Origin of the sequence: Alistipes communis (assembly GCF_006542665.1) — a bacterium.
In the GTDB taxonomy this organism is placed as follows: domain Bacteria; phylum Bacteroidota; class Bacteroidia; order Bacteroidales; family Rikenellaceae; genus Alistipes; species Alistipes communis.
Window position 1 is genome coordinate 2,857,758 of sequence record NZ_AP019735.1, and the last position, 17,280, is coordinate 2,875,037.

Genomic DNA, 17,280 nt, shown 5'->3' on the forward strand with positions numbered 1-17,280 from the left:
AAAACGAGAAATCATGTACGAAAAAGACCGACGCATAGTCATTACGCTCGATGCCGGAGGCACCAATTTCGTCTTCGGCGCCGTACAGGGCGACCGCTTCGTCGTCGAACCGATCACGCTTCCCTCCAACTCCGACCGGCTCGACCGCTGCCTCGAAACGATGGTCGAGGGATTCCGCACCGTCATCGGCCGTCTGCCCGAACAGCCCGCGGCGATCAGCTTCGCCTTTCCCGGCCCGGCGGACTATCCGCGAGGCATCATCGGCGGATACCTGCCCAATTTTCCGTCGTTCCGCGACGGCGTAGCGCTGAAAGACTTCCTGGAAGAGCGGTTCGGCATTCCGACCTTCATCAACAACGACGGCGACCTCTACGCCTACGGCGAAGCGCTGGCGGGTGCATTGCCCGAAATCAACGCCCGGCTCGAAGCCGCAGGAAGCGCCAAACGCTTCCGCAACCTGATCGGCTACACGTGGGGCACGGGATTCGGCGTGGGGATCGTCTCGGACAACCGGCTGCACATCGGCGACAACTCGTGCGTCGAAACCTTCTGCCTGCGGCACAAGGACCTGCCCGACATCAACGTCGAGGAGGGTGTCTCGATCCGCGCCGTCAAACGGCTCTATGCCGAGTATGCGGGCGTCGACGACGATACGCTCGATCCGAAGGCCATTTTCGAGATCGCCGAGGGCGAGCGTCCGGGCGACGCCGATGCGGCGCGGCGCGCTTTCGCGCGGTTCGGCGAGGTGGCAGGCGACGCCATGGCCACCGCCGTGACGCTCATCGACGGGCTTATCGTCATCGGCGGCGGCATTACCGCTGCGCGCAAATACATCCTGCCTTCGCTGCTGGCCGAAATGCGGGGTTCCCTGCATACCTTTTCGGGTGAAACGCTTCCGCGCGTACAGATGAAGGTCTACGATCTGGACGATGCGACGCAGTTCGCCGCCTTCGCGCAGGGCGATTCCCGCCGGATCAAGGTTTACGGCAGCGATCGTGAAATCGTCTACGATCCGCAGAAGCGCATCGGGGTAATGACCTCGCATATCGGCGCCAGCCGGGCCATTTCGCTGGGGGCCTATGCCTTCGCGCTGAACAGCATCGACAGGGACGCTCGCTGACGCCGGCTCCGTCATGAACGCAATTCGCCCCTGCCGCAACAGATCGCGGCAGGGGCGAATCGTCGGGAACGGGACGGTCAGCGCAGACGATGCCGGAGCACTGCCGCCGCGAAGAGGATCAGGTCGCGGGTGGGAGCCAACCGCGCGAAGCCGTTGAGCATTCCCCAATCGTGGATGACGCCGTTGAAGCGCACGGTCGTCGTCTCGACGCCCGCCTCGTCCAACCGGCGGCCCATCGCTTCGCCCTCGTCGCGCAAAATGTCGTTTTCGGCCACTGCGATCAGTGTCGGCGGCAGGCCGAACAGTTCTTCCCGCGAAGCGTTGACAGGCGACAGGAGAATTTCTTCGCGCGCCCGGGCGTCGGTCGTATATCGGTCGAACATCCATTTCATCAACGGCGCCGTAAGAAAGCGCTCCCCGCCGTAGAGGGCATAGGATTTCCAATCGGAGGAGGCGCTCGTCACGGGCCACAGCAACACCAGCGCCCGAACGGCGGGCGCATGTCGTTTCTTGGCGAGCAACGCCGCCGCGAGCGCCATGTTTCCGCCCGCGCTGTTGCCGACCAAAGCCATCCGGCGACGGTCGAGGTCGAGTTCCGCATCGTTCTCGGCCACCCATTTCACGGCGGCGTAAATCTCATCGACCGCCTGCGGATATTTCGCTTCGGGCGATGGCGTGTAGTCGACGAAAACCGCTGCGACTTCCGATTCGACGACCAGATCGCGTACCAGCCTCCGGTGCGTGGGGTAGTCGCCGAGCACCCATCCGCCTCCGTGGATGAAGACGAAGTAGGGTAGCCTCCCTCGGCTGCCGTGCGGCCGCACCAGATGCAGTGTCAGTGCGTGACCGTCGGCCACGATTTCGCGCTCCCGCTCGTCGATGCCCGACAAGTCGACTTCTACGGCTGCCTGCACGTCGGCGAGTACTTTGCGCGCTTCGGCCACCGGCAGCGATTCCACAGGACGACCGCCGGCATTGAGCACGCGGAGATACTCCCGGGTACCGATACTCAGATGTTCGTCGTTCAGATAATTCTTCGGCTTGTTTTCCATGTCGTCAACTTTTTTAATTAAACCATCGCAGCGGCAGGGTGGAGCGCGGGGTCGTTCTTCTCGTCGAGCGCTTCGTCCAGAGCGATGCCGAGCGCATCGGCCAGCCCCCTGCCGTAAGCCGGGTCGGCGCGGTAGCAGTTGCGCACGTGGCGTTGCTTGATGAAGAGTTTGCAGTCACCCATGGCGCGCGCCGTGTTTTCGAACAACGCCTGCTTCTCTTCGGGCGTCATCAGGCGGAACAATGCACCCGGTTGCGAGTAATAGTCGTCGTCATAGGCGCGTTCGTCGTAGTTGTCGACCGGTCCGTGCAGCGGCAGAGGCGGTTCCTTCAATTCGGGTGAATCGGACCATACGCCGTAGCTGTTGGGCGTATAGCTCACCGTCGCGCCGAAATTGCCGTCCACGCGCATCGCACCGTCGCGGTGATACGAATGTACGGCCACGCGCGGCCGGTTGACCGGAATCTGATCGAGGTTCACGCCCAGGCGATAGCGCTGTGCGTCGCCGTAGGAAAACAGCCGTCCTTGAAGCATCTTGTCGGGCGAAAAGCCGATGCCGTCGACGATATTGAGGGGATTGAAGGCAGCCTGTTCCACCTCGGCGTAGAAGTTTTCCGGATTGCGGTTCAGTTCCAGGATACCCACGTCCTGCAACGGAAAGTCGCCGTGCGGCCAGACTTTGGTCAGATCGAAGGGATTGATGCGGTAGTTGCGCGCCTCCTCTTCGGTCATGGTCTGTATCTGGAAAAGCCAGCGCGGAAAATCGCCCCGCTCGATGGCTTCGAACAGATCGCGCTGATGCGATTCGCGGTCTTTGGCGATGATGGCTTCCGCCTCGGCGTCGGTCAGATTGCGAATGCCCTGCATCGTGCGCAGATGGAACTTGACCCACGTGCGCCGGTTCTCGGCGTCGTAGAAACTGTACGTGTGGCTACCGAACCCGTGCATGTGGCGGAATGAAGCGGGAATGCCGCGCGTGCTCATCGTGATCGTCACCTGATGCAGCGCCTCGGGCAGCAGCGTCCAGAAGTCCCAGTTGTTGTCGACACTGCGCATCCCCGTGCGCGGATCGCGCTTGATGGCATGGTTCAGATCGGGAAACCGCACCGGATCGCGCAGGAAAAAGACCGGCGTATTGTTGCCCACCAGATCCCAGTTGCCCGCATCGGTGTAGAATTTCATCGCGAAGCCGCGTATGTCGCGTTCGGCATCGGCGGCACCGCGTTCCCCCGCGACGGTCGAAAAACGGACGAAACACTCGGTCTGCTTGCCAATCCGGCTGAAAATCGAGGCCCGGGTGTAGCGCGTGATGTCGTGCGTCACGGTAAAGGTGCCGTAGGCGCCGGAGCCTTTGGCGTGCATACGCCGTTCGGGAATCACCTCGCGGTCGAAATGCGCGAGCTTTTCGAGCATCCAGGGGTCCTGCAACACGATGGGGCCACGCAGTCCGGCAGTCTGCGAATCCTCGTTGTCGGCGATCGGCCGGCCGTTGACCGAAGTCAGCTTTTCGGGTTTCCCCTGAGTTTTTCCGCTCGGTCGGGAACGTTCTTTTTTCTCCATAAGTCAAACGTATTTGGTTTACGTCGACCCTCTCGAAAAACGTGCCGTTAGCGGGCGGAGGCAAGAAAAAATCCGCGGCGGGAAGACCGTCGCGGATTCTGCCGGGCCCGCTTTATCGCAAACGGAGCACCTCCAACCGCGAGGGACGGCGGCGGTCGTGGTAAATACGCACGTCGCAGGGAATGAAGTCGGAGGCCGCGCAGCGGTAAATGTCGACGAACTGCTGGGGGTTGCGGTCGGCCAGCGGAAACCACGAGCTCTGCACCTGCACCATGATCCGGTGCCCCTTGCGGAAGGTATGCGCGATATCGGGCATCGTGAAGGCCACTTCGGTCGGCTCGCCCGGCGTGAAGGGTTCGGGGGCTGAAAAACTGCGGCGGTAACGTCCGCGCATGATGTCCCCGCGCACGAGCATCTGGTAACCCGGATACTCCGTATTATCGGGCCAGACGTCGATGAGCTTGACCACGAAATCGGCATCGGTCGTCGAGATCGCCGCTTGCAGGACGGCCCGGATACCGCCCGCGAATGTTACGTCGCCTGCCAGCGGTTCGGTCGTGAAACACAGCACGTCCGGCCGACCGGCAGCGAAGCGCTGATCGGCTACCATATAGGCCTTGTCACGCGACGCACGCATCGGGAAATCGTAGGGCACGGGCGACGCGGGATCGGAGCGATAGCCGCTGAACGACTCGCGCTCGATCGGCCTCTCGGCAGACAGCGCGCCGTTGCTGCGAAGAAAGAGAACCTCCTTGCGCGCATCGGCCGGAGGCCACTCTTCGAAGGTGCGCCAGCGATTCTCACCGGTGAAGAAGATCGTAGCGCCGGCCAGCTCGCCGCCGTCGCCCTTGCCGAGCAGGTAATAATTGAAAAAGGGCACTTCGATCCGCTGCTGGTAGTAGTCGGTCAGCGACGCGTCGCCGAAGCGCATCTTGCCGAGCCGGTTGCCGCCGTTCGACGACCGCCAGCCGCCGTGCACCCACGGGCCGGCGACCATCCGGCACGACGTGCGGGGACTCTGGCGCCGGATCGAGGCGTAGGTCGTCCACGCGCCGTAGCAATCCTCGGCATCGAACAGGCCGCCCACGACCAGTATGGCCGGCCGGAGGTCGTGCATGGCGCGCACCGAGCAGCGTTCGCGCCACCAGTCGTCGTAATCGGGATGACGCATCATCTCGTTCCAGAAGCGGACGGTATCGCCCAAAAGCTGCGTCAAGCTGTTGACGGTGGCCTTGCGCAGAAAGAAATCGTATTCGTCGGTACGGACGTAACGGGGTGCTGCGGCGGCCTCGGTCGTGGGATTGTCCATCGGCCTGCCGAAACTGCCGCCGATGAAGGAGAAGGCGTCGCGCAGGAACAACACGCCGTTGTGGTGCGTGTCGTCGCCCATGAACCAGTCGGTGACGGGCGCCTGCGGCGAGGCGGCTTTCAAGGCGGGATGTCCGCTCGCGGCGGCCATAAGGGCGTAGAAACCCGGATAGGAGTTGCCGTAGATGCCGACACGCCCGTTGTTGCCCGCGACCTCGCGCACCAGAAAGTCGATCGTATCGTAGGCGTCGCTCGCCTCGTCGATCTGTTCGGGCGAATGCTTATCGGCGATGAACGGACGGAGATTGACGTATTCGCCCTCGCTCATGTAGCGTCCCCGCACATCCTGAAAAACGAGGATATAGCCCTCCTCCAAATAGAGTTTCAGAAATGATTTCCAGAGCGACGCGGAGAATTCCGCGCCGTAGGGGCGGCACGAATAGGGAGTGCGCGTCAGCAGAATGGGGTGCCGGCCCGCCGTGTCGCACGGAGCGTAGACGGTCGTATGGAGCCGTACGCCGTCGCGCATGGGGATGCGGTACTCGGTTTTACGGTAATTTCGCTCGACCCACGCACGGTCGATCGCCCCTTCGGCCGCGGCGGCGAAGCAGAACGGCAGAAGCAGCAGGAGGAGAAGCGTCTTTTTCATGGAAGGGTAGCGGTTACCCTGCAAAGATAGCGTTTCTCGCGCGATTTGTCAATTGCTGCTCTTTTTTCCCGTATAGTATTGTGAAATGTAGACCGTGAAGATCGGGAAGAAGATCATGCCGACGATGGGCAGCAGCACGCAGACGACCTTCCCCACGGCCGTGACGGGGAAGATCGCGGCCCCGACCGTCGTGACGTTCATCCAGGCCCACCACAGAGCATCGCCGTAGTCGGTCAGGCGGGGATTGACCAGAATCTCGTAGTCGTAGAAGACCAGCGACGCCAGATAGGTGAAGACCAGCACCGAAAAAAGATAGGCCGCCAGCAGTTGATTGAAGCGGTTCCTGGCGAGCCATGCGACGATGATGTAGAGCGCCAGAAAACCCCGAAGCAGCGGCGTCAGTCCGATGAGCATGGCCCAGCCGCGCGCGAGCTCCAGCGAAAACCAGTCGACCAGATTGAGGTAGGGGATCGACAGGAGCAGAAAGAGCAGGTTGCGGAGGAAAAAACGCGTACGGCGCTCGCTGCGCGCCAGCCGGATGAAAAAGTCGGCGAGAAAGACGATGCAGACGGCGAACTGTATCCACAGATAGGCTTGGGAAAAGTGGCGGTGGTCTCCGGTGAGAATTTCCACGGACATGGCCAACAGCAGCAGGGCACCGGCCGCCAGCGTGACGATATTCAACGAAAGATTCCGAACGAACGGGGTTTGCAGTTGATTCATAATCGGTTGAAGTTTACGGCCGGATGGACAAAATCGATGCCACAGCCGTTACTTCGCTTTTTTTGCGTAAAAAAGCGTTGAAAACTTTTGCGCGAATAAAAATTTCTATTACCTTTGCACTCGCTTTCAAAGCAATGGCGAGATAGCTCAGCTGGTTAGAGCGCATGATTCATAATCATGAGGTCGAGAGTTCAAGTCTCTCTCTCGCTACGAACAAATCGACAACTTCTTATCCGGCCTGCATTGAAATGCAGGCCGGATTGTTTCGATACAGACTCTGTCCTCTTCGGCCGCGAGAACCGCCGGCTGTGCAGGCGTTACGCGGATTCGAGCGGATTTCGGCTGCCGGAACCGGCCGAAAGGTCAGGTGAGGTAACGCGATCCTTCGTCGATGCTGGCCTGCAACGGATAGACCAACACGAAGTTATTGCCTTTGAAATACTGATCCAGATAGCGGGAAACGCGCGCCATCGACGATTCGTAGGAGACTCCGTTGCGGCGGCTCATCCAGATCCACAGCGTATCGTCGGTACGCACGTCGCGCGAAACGATCAGGAAATCCTCCCAGTTCACGAACGGGACGTAGCCGATTTCGTTCGACGACCGCGCGAAGCGTTCCCGAATCAGATCGAGCGTGGCGGGTGCGGCGTAGAACACCGCCTTGGCCCCAGTGTTCCCGACCACGTTGGCCAGACGTTCCAGCGCACTGAGGAACCCCGCCTCCTTTTCGGCCTGCGGCGGCAGGACTACCAGATGACGCTTGACGGTCGACAACGGCTGCGCCGGCTTGTAGATGAATACGTTGGTCGTGTTGTCGGCAATGGTTCCCTCCGCCACGCGCCCCAGGAATCCCGACGAAATATCCTTGCGTTCGTGCAGTCCCAGGATGACGTCGGTAATGCCGCATTCGCGGATAACGCCCGAAATGGCATTGGCCGGACTCAGGTCGTAGCGCAGCAGTTCCTGCAAACGGGTATCCGTCGCCGCCGCCGTCTCGACGGCCAGTTGCAGCAACCGTTTCGAGCGCTTCGCCGATGTGCCGTCGGAACCCTTGTCATCGACGACGGTGAGCGCATGCAATCCGTTCTTGGCGCGCTTCGGCTTGAGCGACAGCCCCAGGTTGACCAGCTCCTCGACGTTGGCCTGGTTGCTGACCGGAATGAGTATCTCCACCTCGTTCCGGTCGGGTTCCTCGACGTCCGTCGACTCCTCCATGGCGATATTGTGCGCCCCCTTCTGCGCTGAAAACGACGCCATCGTACAGGTGACCAGAATCATCAGAATCGTACCGTTGAGCACGCTCTCGTTCAGCAGCCGGATCGGCTCGCCGTCGGGCGTCGTTCCCAGAATGACGTTGTAGCCCACCAGCACGGCCGCCAGCGTCGCTGCGGCCTGCGCATTGCTCAGCCCGAAGATCACGCGCCGCTGATCGACCGACATACGGAAAGTCTTCTGCGTGAGCCATGCGGCGATGAACTTGGCCGCCGTGGCCACGACGATCATCACGGCGCCGACCTTGATCGTCTCGAAACTGGTAAAGAAAGCACGGTAGTCGATCAGCATCCCGACGCTGAGCAGGAAGAACGGGATGAAGATCGCATTGCCGACGAACTCCACACGGTTCATCAGCGGCGAAGTGGCGGGAATCAGCCTGTTGAGCGCCAGCCCCGCGAGGAACGATCCGATGATCGCTTCCAGTCCGGCCAGCTGGGCGAGAAAAGCACCCAGAAAGACCATCGCCAGCACGAAGATATATTGCGAGATGTTGTCGTGCACCCTTTTGAAGAACCAGCGCCCGATCAGGGGGAATCCCAACAGAACGAAGAGCGTGAAGGCCGTGATCGACAGCCCCAACCGCACCCAGAACATGTCGTCGGCGTTACCCGTCGAGAGCGCGACGACGATCGTCAGCACCAACAGCGCGAGCGTATCGGTAATCATCGTTCCGCCCACGGTGATGCAGACCGCATTGTTCTTGCTGATTCCCAGCTTGCTGATAATGGGGTAGGCGATCAGCGTGTGCGAAGCGAACATGCTGGCCAGCAGTACCGAAGTGAGCCACGAAAAGCCGAGCAGGTAGTATCCCGCGACGATACCGAGCGCCATCGGCACGCAGAAGGTATAGAGACCGAAAGTCAGGCTGCGCAGGCTGTTGCGTTTGAAATCGCCCATATCGATTTCCAATCCCGCCAGGAACATGATGTAGAGCAGCCCCGCCGTGCCCGAAAGGATGATGCTGCTGTCGCGCAGGACGAGGTTGAAGCCGTGGGGGCCGATCACGGCTCCGGCGATGATGAGCCCCAACAGCGGCGGGATGCGGATCTTGTTCAGCAACAACGGTGCTCCGAGAATGATGAGCAGGATGATGAGAAACTTCAGCACGGGATCGGCCAGCGGAAGCGTGAAATCCATTGCGGTGAGGAATATCATAGACGATTTCGATTTATTCAATCGTAAAATTACGAAATTTTCCCCGTTTTTCCTAACTCGCGGAACGATTTTCCGCGGTGTCCGTGCAGAACGGATCGTCTTTTTGTATGCAATTTGCACGGGGAAGGGAAACCGTATCACATCAAACGAATAAAAATTATGAAAGACGAACAGACGACCTGCACGCCCTGCGAGCAGAATTTCGAGGACAACATCAACGAACTGGTCGATCAGGTGGAGGATTACACCCGTAAGGACCGTATGAGGAAGGAACGCGAGGTCGAAGAGGCCTTCGCCGCGGACAAGGAGCCGAAGCGCTGACCCGCTCCGCCGCAGGGCGGCCGACAGCGGAATTTACCCTGTGTAATCGGGTAAATTCCGCTTTTTCTTCGTCTCTGCGGGAATGGGTATTTATACTTAGTGCTGCTTTACGATATTAATGTATATTTGCACGTTAATTCTTTGAACAACGAATGATTGATTTCAAGCGGGTTCCCTCGCCCTGTTTTCTGTTGGACGAACGTCTGCTGGCGCGGAATCTTTCGGTCGTCGACCGCGTGCGCCGCGAGTCGGGCGCCGAGGTGATCGTCGCGCTCAAAGCGTGCGCCATGTGGAGTATCTTCCCCCTGTTGGCGCGTCACAGCGACGGCGCGACGGCCAGTTCGGCCGCCGAGGCCCGGCTGGTACGCGAAGAGTTCGGGCAGCCGGCGCACACGTATGCTCCGGTCTACACCGACCGCAATATCGGCGAGATACTCGATTGCAGCAGCCATATCACCTTCAATTCGCTCGGACAATTCCGCCGTTTCGGTGCAATGGCGCTGCTGCGCGGCATCTCGTGCGGTCTGCGCGTCAACCCGCGCTATTCGCCCGTGGAGACCGATCTTTACAACCCCTGCGTGGCGGGTTCGCGGCTGGGAGTGACCGCCGAGGAGCTGGAAACGCAGGGCGGTCTGCCCGACGGGATCGAGGGGCTGCATTTCCATGTGCTGTGCGAATCGCGGTCGGAGCATCTCCGCAAGGCGCTCGAAGCCGTAGAGCGGCATTTCGGCCGTTATCTCGACCGCATCCAGTGGCTCAACATGGGCGGCGGCCACCTGATGACCCACGCCGACTACGATTGCGATGACCTGATCGCGCTGCTGCGCGATTTTCGGGCGCGCCATCCCCGCCTGCGGCTGATTCTCGAACCGGGCAGCGCCTTTACGTGGCGCACGGGCTATCTGGTCTCGACGGTCGAGGACATCGTCGAAAACGGCGGCGTGCACACGGCCATGCTCGACGTGTCGTTCGCCTGCCACATGCCCGACTGCCTCGAAATGCCCTACAAGCCGGCGATCGTCGGGGCCCGCGAACCGCAGGAAGGCGACCGGCGCTGGCGCATGGGCGGCAACAGCTGTCTGGCGGGGGATTACTGCGGCGACTGGGCGTTCGACCACGAATTGCAGGTCGGCGAGCGGATCGTATTCGAGGATATGATCCACTACACGATGGTCAAGACCACGATGTTCAACGGCGTGGCGCACCCCGCGATCGCCGTCGCCGACGCCGACGGAGCCGTCCGCATCGTCCGGGAATTCGGTTACGCCGATTTCAAAGGGCGCATGTCCTGAAAACCAAAGATACCCAAAGATACTACATGGAGAATTTTACACCCACTCATTACACGCTCGAATGCGTCGCTACGGGGCGGCAGTTCGAAGACGAAGGCTGGATGCTCGACGATCCCTGCTGCAAAATCCCTTCGATGATCCGCACTCGTTACGCCGTCCGGCAGATCGACGTGCGCCCCGACAGCTACGGCTTCTACAAATTCTGCGACTGGCTGCCGGTCCGCCGCATGTTGCAGGGTTCGAGCGCACCCGTAACCTACAAAAGCAAAGGTCTGGCCGACTACCTCGGCCTGAAAAACCTCTATATCACCTTCAACGGCTATTATCCCGAGATCGGCGCGAAGATGACGACCTGCTCCTTCAAGGAGACCGAAGCATACAGCGTCTGCGCCCGCATCCGCGAGGGCGACAACCGGATTCTGGTGGTCGCCTCGGCCGGCAATACGGCGCGCGCCTTCGCCAAAGTCTGCTCGGACAACAACATTCCGCTGCTGTTGTCGGTGCCCGAAGAGAACATCTCGGCGCTCTGGTTCGACCGGCCGCTCAACCCCTGCGTCAAACTGATCTGTCCCGAACGGGGCGGCGACTATTTCGACGCGATTTTCCTGAGCAACCTGGCCCTCAAATCGCGGAAGTTCTACGCCGAAGGCGGCGCGAAGAATGTCGCCCGCCGCGACGGCATGGGCACTACGGTGCTGTCGGCCGCCACGACCATCGGCGAGATTCCGGACTACTATTTCCAGGCTGTCGGCAGCGGCACGGGCGCCATCGCAGCATGGGAGGCCAACATGCGCCTGAACGAGGACGGCCGCTTCGGCAACAAGACGATGAAACTCGTCGTCTCGCAGAACGCCCCCTTCGTCCCGATGTTCGACGCATGGCGGGTCGATTCGCGCGAGATGTTGCCCTACGAAGCCGCCAAGGCCCGTCGGGACGCCGAAATCATCGACGCCAAAGTACTCTCGAACCGCAAACCTCCCTATTCGCTGGCAGGCGGTTTGTACGACGCGCTCAAAGCCACCGGCGGCGACATCATGGTAGCGACGAACGCACAGGCACGCAAGGCTCGCGCCCTGTTCGAGGAGACCGAGGGAATCGATATCTACTCTGCGGCGGGAATCGCCACGGCGTCGCTCGTCAAGTCCGTGGCCGACGGGCGGATCGACCCCGAGAAGATCGTCATGCTCAACATTACGGGCGGCGGCGAACACCGCTGCCAGCAGGATAAGGAACTCTGGTATCTCGAACCGAGCCTCGTCTTCCCGCTCACGCCCGATCCGGAGGAGGTCGTAGCGAAGACCGAAGCCCTGTTCGACTAAAACTCAATTAGACTATGGCGGAACAATCGAACCCGACAACATCCCGTCGCCGTCACCACCGGCGGCACCGCAGGAACAGCCGCAAACGGAAGCTCCGCAACGGCGTCCTGATCGCCACGATCGCCGTGGGTATGCTGACCGTCCTGGGGCTGAAACTCATCGGACGGGGAAAAGGACATCAGGCGGAGATCGTCCAGCGCAGCTATCCCGTGCGGGTAATCAGCGTGGTGGACGGCGATACGTTCCTCGGTCTGGACGACGGAGGCGATACGCTGACCTACAACGTGTACAGCATCGAGGCTCCCGAAATCGAACAGCCGCAGGGGTACGAGGCACGCAAATACCTCTACAACATGATCCTGCAACGCCGCGTCGAGGTGACGCCCAAGGGCGGACGCACCCCGCAGGGTGTGCGGGTGATCGCCACCACGCGCGACAACGACGACGTGGCCGATCTGATGCTGCGTTCGGGATTTGCGTGGTATCGCAACGATACGGTCAATGAACTGCGCTACATCCGCTCCGAGCGATTCGCACAGGAGGAGGGCGTCGGCATCTGGGCTTCGCCCGACCACGTCGCGCCGTGGGAGTGGCGCAAACGACACGTCGAAAAGTAACCGACAAAACATAGGCTCCTCCTTTGGGCAGGGCCTATGTTCGTTTTTATTCATTAACCATCTAAAAAACTTCATCAAGATGAAGAAACATTCAACCGCGAAGCCGATCCCGTGCTTCAAGCGTTGGAGCCGTACGAACTATGCCGTGTTCGCCAGCCTCCACCGCCAAGTGACGATCGGGGTGCTTGCGGTCGGGATGTCCATTCTCTTGCTGACGACTGAAACGGCTGCGGCTCAACAGGCCGACACCTCGGGCGTATCCCGCGTGATGCGAATCGAGCCGGTCGGCGTGACGGGGACACGACTGAGTCCCTCCCGCAGCATTCAGTCGCAAACGCCCGTTTTCGATCGGGGTACAGAGGCTGCCGCGCCGTTCCAGACGCTGGAAGACGCCCTTCGCCTCAGCCCTTCGATCGACATTCGCGAGCGTAGCGGCAAGGGCGTGCAGGCAGACATCTCGATCCGCGGAGGATCGCCCGATCAAACCATGATGCTGCTCAACGGCATCAATTTCACCGATGCCCGCACCGGACACCAGACCCATTCGCTGCCGATCGACATGGATTGCGTGTCGGGTATCGAACTCATCGAGGGAATTCCGGGAGTGGGTGCCTATGCCGGTGCAGTCAACGTCCGGACCGTTCCTTTGTATCGCAACTATCTTCGGCTCAAAGCCGAAGGCGGGCAACACGGGTATGGCTATACCAATCTGTCCGGAGCTCTTACACGCGACCGTCTCGTGCTCTTCGCCGCCGGATCGCTGCGTCGCAGCGACGGATATATCCACAATACCGACTTCCGCAACGTGAACGGGTACCTCCGTATGACATACGATTCGCCGAAAGCCGGATTCTTCGACTTTCAGACTGGCGGACAGGGCCGGCGCTTCGGGTCCAACGGATTCTATGCCGCCTACAATCCGGATCAGTTCGAACAGACCGCCACGGCGCTCGGTTCGTTGCGATGGATCAAGGAGTGGGGGCTTTTCCGAATCTGCGCCGATGCAAGTTACCGCAAGAATTTCGACCGTTATGAATGGACACGCGGTACACCGACCAATTACCACAACACCGACAACGTCGGAGCGGAGCTTTGGGGCGACTTGCAGTGGCGGGGAGGCTCCACTTCGCTGGGTGGCGACTACATCTATCACCACATTTTCAGCTCCAATCTGGGCGAACCGATGGCCGCTCCGCGCGGCCGCTACAAGTGCGAAGCCGAACGCCACGTGGGCAATCTGTGGCTGCGCCATTCCATGAGATGGCGCCGTTTCGCTATCGCCGCTTCGGCCGGTGCGAGCTTTACGCCCTACGGGACGTCGGTCTCTTGGGCCGTATCGGGACGCTACGGCAACGGCGGCTGGCAAGCGGAAGCCGGAGCCGCACAGTCGATGCGGTTACCGACGTTCACCGACCTCTACTATACGTCGGAAGCGCAGGTCAACAATCCGAATCTCAAACCCGAACGAGCTGTCACCTACCATATCGGAGGAGGTTACGCCATCGAAAAATGGCATGCCTCCGTACAGTTCTTCTACCGCGACGGTCGCAATGTAATCGACTGGGTGTGGCGCGACGAACTGACGATCGGCGACCGGACCCTATATGACAAATGGCACTCGGAGCAAGAGTCGCATCTGGGTACATTCGGCATCGAGGCATCGGGCGGATATCGTTCCGACGGAGGAGTAGTGCGTCGCGCGACAGTCTCTTACGGGTATCTGACCACATCGCGTCTGAGCGACGTGAGGACGTCGAGCATTCTCGACTACATGCGCCACAAATTGTCGTTCGCTGCGGAGATTCGTTTCCTGCGTCGCTTCTCTCTGGCCGTGACCGGAACCCTCTTCGATCGTTACGGCTTTTACAACCGTTACCTGCGCGACGCCGACGGGAAATTGCTGACCGACGACAAAGGGCGAATGCAGACCGAAGAGGTCGATTTCAGTCCTTATTTTCTGCTCGACGGACACCTGCGATGGGAGAAAGGGATCGTCGCTCTACACGTCGATCTGGCCAACATCACCGACACCGATTACTGCGATTTCGGCGGGCTTCGTCGTCCGAATTTCTGGATTACGGGCGGCATTACCCTTACAATTCGCTGACCGGCGACTGAAACAAGACAGGAGGCTGCCTCGAAAGGCAGCCTCCGTTTTCTTGCACGACTGTCAGATACCGGCGATCTTCTTGATCTCGTTCAGCTTGTTGAGCGCTTCGAGCGGCGTAAGGGAATCGATGTCCAGTCCCTTGATCTGATCGCGGATCTGCACCAGCACCGGATCGTCGAGCTGGAACATCGACAACTGCATCGACGCCCCCTTGTCGGCCTCTTCGACCGCATCCTTGACCGACGCCTGCTTGCGCCCTCGGAGTTTGGGGCTTTTGCTCGGCACGATCTCGTCGGTGCCGTAGACCTTCACCAGGTTTTTGAGAATCTCGTCGGCGCGCGACACGACCGACGCCGGCATGCCGGCCATTTTGGCGACATGAATACCGAACGAATGTTCCGTGCCGCCGCGTTCGAGCTTGCGCAGGAAGACGATCGTGTTGTTCATCTCCTTGACCGTGACGTGGTAGTTCTTCACGCGCGGGTACATCTTTTCCATCTCGTTCAGCTCGTGATAGTGGGTCGCGAAGAGCGTCCGCGCATGGGCCGTGGGGTGGTTGTGCAGGTATTCGACCATCGCCCAGGCGATCGAAATGCCGTCGTAGGTACTCGTGCCCCGGCCGATCTCGTCCAGCAGCACGATGCTGCGGTCGGAGATGTTGTTCAGGATGCTGGCCGATTCGAGCATCTCGACCATGAAGGTCGACTCGCCCTGCGAAATATTGTCCGACGCGCCGACACGGGTGAAAATCTTGTCCACCACGCCGATGTGCGCCCGGCGTGCCGGAACGAACGAGCCCATTTGCGCCATAAGGATGATGAGTGCCGTCTGCCGCAGCAGAGCCGACTTACCCGACATGTTAGGGCCGGTAATCATCACGATCTGCTGCTCCTCGTCGTCGAGCCGGATGTCGTTGGGGATATATTTCTCGCCCACGGGCATCAGCGTCTCGATGACCGGATGACGCCCCTGTTCGATGTCGATGCGCGCCCCGTCGTCCAGTTCGGGGCGCACGTAGTTGCGCTCGCGCGCGATGCGGGCGAACGACAGGAAACAGTCGACGCGCGCCACGGCGTGTGCATCGCGCAACAGTTGGGACAGCGACTGCGAAACGAAGGCGATCAGCGCATTGTAAATCTCCTGTTCGAGCGTCAGGATGCGGTCTTCGGCGCCGAGAATCTTCTCTTCGTACTCCTTCAATTCCTCGGTGATGTAACGCTCGGCGTTGGAAAGCGTCTGCTTGCGGATCCACGTATCGGGTACCTTCTCCTTGTGGGCGTTGCGCACCTCGATGAAGTATCCGAAGATATTGTTGTAGCCGATTTTGAGCGACGGGATACCCGTCAGTTCGCTCTCGCGCTGCTGGATCTGCTGCAATACGTCCTTGCCGTGCAGAGCGATGCGACGCAGGTCGTCGAGCTCGGGATTGACCCCGTCGGCGATTACGCCGCCCTTCTGAATCTGGTTGTTCGCCGGATCGGGATAGATCTCCCGTTCGAGTTTCAGGCGCATCTGCGCCAGCACGTCGATCTCGGCGGCGAGCCGGTGGAGATTCCCGTCGTCCGTCGATTCGAGGATCGCTTTGAGCAGTTCGATCGCAGCGAGCGAATTTTTCAGTTGCACCAGTTCGCGCGGCGTCACGCGCGCGGCGGCGATACGCGAAGCGATGCGTTCCAGGTCGCCGATCAGCGAGACCTGCTCGCCGACGGCTTCCGCCAGATCGCTGTCCTCCACGAAGCGCTGTACCACGTCCAGCCGCCGGTTGATGCGCCCGATGTCGCGGATCGGCATGGCTATCCAGCGTTTGAGCAGACGGCCGCCCATCGGCGTGAGCGTGCGATCCATCACGTTTGCGAAGCTGCTCCTGTCGCGCGAACCGTTGGTGGTGAAGAGTTCCAGGTTGCGGATGGTGAACTTGTCGATCCACACGTAGTCGTCCTGGTCAATCCGCGAGATCGATGCAATGTGGCCGATCTCCTTGTGTTCGGTGAATTCCAGATAGTAGAGGATGGCGCCGGCGGCCGAAATGCCTGCCGAGATGTGGTCGATGCCGAACCCTTTGAGCGACTGCGTGCCGAACTGCTTGCAGAGCTTTTCGCGGTTCAGTTCCTCCGAAAAGACCCAATCGTCGAGCTTGTAGGTGTAGTAGTTCGTGCCGAAAGCCTGCCGGAACCGCTCGTCGAATCCCCGCTGGTAGATGATCTCTTTGGGCGAGAGATTCGACAGGAGTTTGTCGATGTAGTTGTCCGGTCCCTCGGCCACGTAGAATTCGCCGGTCGAAATGTCGAGAAAGGCCACGCCCGTGGTCTGCCGGCCGAAGTAAACCGAAGCCAGGTAGACGTTTTCCTTGTTGGCCAGAAGGTTGTCGCCCAGAACGACGCCCGGCGTAACCAGCTCGATGACGCCCCGCTTGACGAGTCCTTTCACCAGCTTGGGGTCTTCCAGCTGTTCGCAGATCGCCACGCGCTCCCCTGCCCGCACCAGCTTGGGCAGGTAGGTGTCGATGGCGTGGTAGGGGAATCCCGCCAGCTCGACGAAGGTCGCCGACCCGTTGGCGCGGCGGGTGAGCGTGATGCCCAGAATCCCGCTGGCCTTGATCGCATCGTCGCCGAACGTCTCGTAGAAATCGCCCACGCGGAAGAGCAGGATCGCATCGGGGTGAACCGACTTGATCTGGTAGTACTGCTTCATCAGCGGAGTCTCTACATATTTCTTATCCGTACCTGCCATAATCATGCAATAAAATATACAATGTGTAGTGCGAAATAAGTCTTATTCAG

Annotated in this window: 12 protein-coding genes and 1 tRNA gene; 7 read left to right on the top strand and 6 right to left on the bottom strand. The window is 60.3% G+C overall.

The window, feature by feature from the left end:
- Nucleotides 1-13 precede the first annotated feature (13 nt).
- The gene (locus FMF02_RS11625) at nt 14-1,120 is read left to right on the top strand and encodes an ROK family protein (protein ID WP_019129624.1); all 1,107 of its coding nucleotides are present in this window, start codon (nt 14-16) and stop codon (nt 1,118-1,120) included.
- A gap of 77 nt (nt 1,121-1,197) precedes the next feature.
- Here FMF02_RS11625 and FMF02_RS11630 read toward each other — a convergent pair whose 3' ends face one another.
- The 4 genes from FMF02_RS11630 to FMF02_RS11645 all read right to left on the bottom strand — a co-directional run bounded on the left by FMF02_RS11630 (nt 1,198) and on the right by FMF02_RS11645 (nt 6,411).
- Nucleotides 1,198-2,172: an alpha/beta hydrolase gene (locus tag FMF02_RS11630; protein ID WP_141413264.1), complete on the bottom strand. Its 975-nt coding sequence runs from the start codon at nt 2,170-2,172 to the stop codon at nt 1,198-1,200.
- Nucleotides 2,173-2,189: 17 nt separating this feature from the next.
- Nucleotides 2,190-3,731, bottom strand: a complete 1,542-nt coding sequence (locus tag FMF02_RS11635) for a catalase (protein WP_141413265.1) — start codon at nt 3,729-3,731, stop codon at nt 2,190-2,192.
- A gap of 112 nt (nt 3,732-3,843) precedes the next feature.
- Nucleotides 3,844-5,688, bottom strand: coding sequence for a CocE/NonD family hydrolase (locus FMF02_RS11640; protein WP_141413266.1), 1,845 nt, complete (start codon nt 5,686-5,688; stop codon nt 3,844-3,846).
- Nucleotides 5,689-5,736: 48 nt separating this feature from the next.
- Nucleotides 5,737-6,411 carry a potassium channel family protein gene (locus FMF02_RS11645; protein ID WP_162852320.1) on the bottom strand — a complete coding sequence of 225 codons (675 nt, stop codon included), beginning with the start codon at nt 6,409-6,411 and terminating at the stop codon, nt 5,737-5,739.
- Nucleotides 6,412-6,547: 136 nt separating this feature from the next.
- On the opposite strand from FMF02_RS11645, the gene FMF02_RS11650 reads away from it, so the two are divergent.
- Nucleotides 6,548-6,621: transfer RNA gene (locus FMF02_RS11650), tRNA-Met, on the top strand.
- A 153-nt stretch (nt 6,622-6,774) separates the two neighbouring features.
- Here FMF02_RS11650 and FMF02_RS11655 read toward each other — a convergent pair.
- The gene (locus tag FMF02_RS11655) at nt 6,775-8,841 is read right to left on the bottom strand and encodes a cation:proton antiporter (RefSeq protein ID WP_026074734.1); all 2,067 of its coding nucleotides are present in this window, start codon (nt 8,839-8,841) and stop codon (nt 6,775-6,777) included.
- Between the two features lie 159 nt (nt 8,842-9,000).
- Between FMF02_RS11655 and FMF02_RS11660 the strand changes: the two genes are divergently transcribed.
- From FMF02_RS11660 to FMF02_RS11680, 5 genes are all read left to right on the top strand, one after another.
- On the top strand, nt 9,001-9,162 hold the full coding sequence (locus FMF02_RS11660) for a hypothetical protein (RefSeq protein ID WP_019129584.1): 162 nt from the start codon (nt 9,001-9,003) through the stop codon (nt 9,160-9,162).
- Between the two features lie 152 nt (nt 9,163-9,314).
- Nucleotides 9,315-10,454: a carboxynorspermidine decarboxylase gene (gene nspC / locus FMF02_RS11665; RefSeq protein ID WP_141413267.1), complete on the top strand. Its 1,140-nt coding sequence runs from the start codon at nt 9,315-9,317 to the stop codon at nt 10,452-10,454.
- Between the two features lie 26 nt (nt 10,455-10,480).
- Nucleotides 10,481-11,773 carry a cysteate synthase gene (locus FMF02_RS11670; protein WP_141413268.1) on the top strand — a complete coding sequence of 431 codons (1,293 nt, stop codon included), beginning with the start codon at nt 10,481-10,483 and terminating at the stop codon, nt 11,771-11,773.
- A gap of 14 nt (nt 11,774-11,787) precedes the next feature.
- Nucleotides 11,788-12,390 carry a thermonuclease family protein gene (locus tag FMF02_RS11675; RefSeq protein WP_019129581.1) on the top strand — a complete coding sequence of 201 codons (603 nt, stop codon included), beginning with the start codon at nt 11,788-11,790 and terminating at the stop codon, nt 12,388-12,390.
- 79 nt (nt 12,391-12,469) lie between these two features.
- On the top strand, nt 12,470-14,497 hold the full coding sequence (locus tag FMF02_RS11680; RefSeq protein WP_141413269.1) for a TonB-dependent receptor plug domain-containing protein: 2,028 nt from the start codon (nt 12,470-12,472) through the stop codon (nt 14,495-14,497).
- 63 nt (nt 14,498-14,560) lie between these two features.
- On the opposite strand, the gene mutS is transcribed toward FMF02_RS11680, so the two are convergent.
- Entirely contained in the window at nt 14,561-17,230 is a 2,670-nt protein-coding gene (gene mutS / locus FMF02_RS11685; protein WP_026074733.1) for a DNA mismatch repair protein MutS, read from the bottom strand.
- Nucleotides 17,231-17,280 lie beyond the last annotated feature (50 nt).

Coding starts and splice junctions, on each gene's coding strand:
- FMF02_RS11625 (WP_019129624.1), top strand. CDS start 14: ATGTACGAAAAAGACCGACGCATAGTCATTACGCTCGATGCCGGAGGC.
- FMF02_RS11630 (WP_141413264.1), bottom strand. CDS start 2,172: ATGGAAAACAAGCCGAAGAATTATCTGAACGACGAACATCTGAGTATC.
- FMF02_RS11635 (WP_141413265.1), bottom strand. CDS start 3,731: ATGGAGAAAAAAGAACGTTCCCGACCGAGCGGAAAAACTCAGGGGAAA.
- FMF02_RS11640 (WP_141413266.1), bottom strand. CDS start 5,688: ATGAAAAAGACGCTTCTCCTCCTGCTGCTTCTGCCGTTCTGCTTCGCC.
- FMF02_RS11645 (WP_162852320.1), bottom strand. CDS start 6,411: ATGAATCAACTGCAAACCCCGTTCGTTCGGAATCTTTCGTTGAATATC.
- FMF02_RS11655 (WP_026074734.1), bottom strand. CDS start 8,841: ATGATATTCCTCACCGCAATGGATTTCACGCTTCCGCTGGCCGATCCC.
- FMF02_RS11660 (WP_019129584.1), top strand. CDS start 9,001: ATGAAAGACGAACAGACGACCTGCACGCCCTGCGAGCAGAATTTCGAG.
- nspC (WP_141413267.1), top strand. CDS start 9,315: ATGATTGATTTCAAGCGGGTTCCCTCGCCCTGTTTTCTGTTGGACGAA.
- FMF02_RS11670 (WP_141413268.1), top strand. CDS start 10,481: ATGGAGAATTTTACACCCACTCATTACACGCTCGAATGCGTCGCTACG.
- FMF02_RS11675 (WP_019129581.1), top strand. CDS start 11,788: ATGGCGGAACAATCGAACCCGACAACATCCCGTCGCCGTCACCACCGG.
- FMF02_RS11680 (WP_141413269.1), top strand. CDS start 12,470: ATGAAGAAACATTCAACCGCGAAGCCGATCCCGTGCTTCAAGCGTTGG.
- mutS (WP_026074733.1), bottom strand. CDS start 17,230: ATGGCAGGTACGGATAAGAAATATGTAGAGACTCCGCTGATGAAGCAG.